Origin of the sequence: Kineococcus aridisoli, from assembly GCF_050871885.1 — a bacterium.
Taxonomy (GTDB): domain Bacteria; phylum Actinomycetota; class Actinomycetes; order Actinomycetales; family Kineococcaceae; genus Kineococcus.
The window spans coordinates 1-997 of record NZ_JBJLSF010000176.1 but is presented as its reverse complement, the minus strand read 5'-3'; the positions used below and the strand labels follow the sequence as shown (position 1 = coordinate 997).

Annotated in this window: 1 protein-coding gene; it reads right to left on the bottom strand. The window is 73.6% G+C overall.

Translation table 11 applies throughout. The features are described from left to right. The coding region (locus ACRYM2_RS23145) for an aldehyde dehydrogenase family protein (protein ID WP_432525052.1) at positions 1 to 995 on the bottom strand (995 nt) is incomplete at its 3' end. Between the last annotated feature and the right edge of the window lie 2 nt (positions 996 to 997).

Below are 997 nucleotides of genomic sequence, written 5' to 3'. Positions count from 1 at the left end.
CGCGCGTGATCAGGCAGACGATCCACGAACCCCGACACGTGCGCCAACTGCCGCGCACTGTTCACCGGCCCCACCGCGGAGTCCTCCTCGAAGGGCAACCCCACCTTCGTGCCCGCAGCCTGCTCGGCCAACGCCGCCACGAACTCATCGTGCACCCCCGGCGCCGCCAGCACCCGCGTGGCCGCCGTGCAGTCCTGCCCGGCGTTGAAGTAGCCCGCCGCCGCGATCGCCTCCGCAGCCGCCCCCACGTCCGCATCGTCGAAGACGATCACCGGCGCCTTCCCACCCAGCTCCAGGTGCACCCGCTTGACCGCCCGCGCCGCCGACTCGGCCACCTGCATCCCCGCCCGCACCGACCCGGTGATCGCCACCAGCTGCGGGCACGGGTGCTCCACCAGCGCCGCCCCCGTCCCCCGGTCCCCGCACACCACGTTCAACACCCCCCGCGGCAGCACCTGCGCGGCCACCTGCGCCAGCAGCACCGTGGACGCCGGCGTGGTGTCCGAGGGCTTGAGCACCACCGTGTTGCCCGCCGCCAACGCCGGGGCGATCTTCCAGATCGCCATCATCAACGGGTAGTTCCACGGAGTGACCTGCCCCACCACCCCGATCGGCTCACGACGCACGAAGGAGGTGTGCCCGGCCAGGTACTCACCCGCCGCCCGCCCCTCCAGCACCCGGGCCGCGCCGGCGAAGAAGCGCAACTGGTCCACAGCCGGCGGCAGCTCCTCCGACCGCGTCAACGCCACCGGCTTGCCGGTGTTGCGCACCTCCGCGGCGATGAACTCCTCCGCCCGCTCCTCGATCGCATCGGCCAGCGCCAGCAGGTACCCCTGCCGCTGCGCCGGGGTCGTCCTGCCCCAGGAGGTGAACGCCCGGGAAGCGGCGGCGTAGGCGGCGTCCACGTCGGCGGCACCCGACAACGGCGCGGTGGCGTACACCTGACCGCTGGCGGGGTCGACGACATCGGTGGTGGCGCCGTCGGCAGCCGGCACCG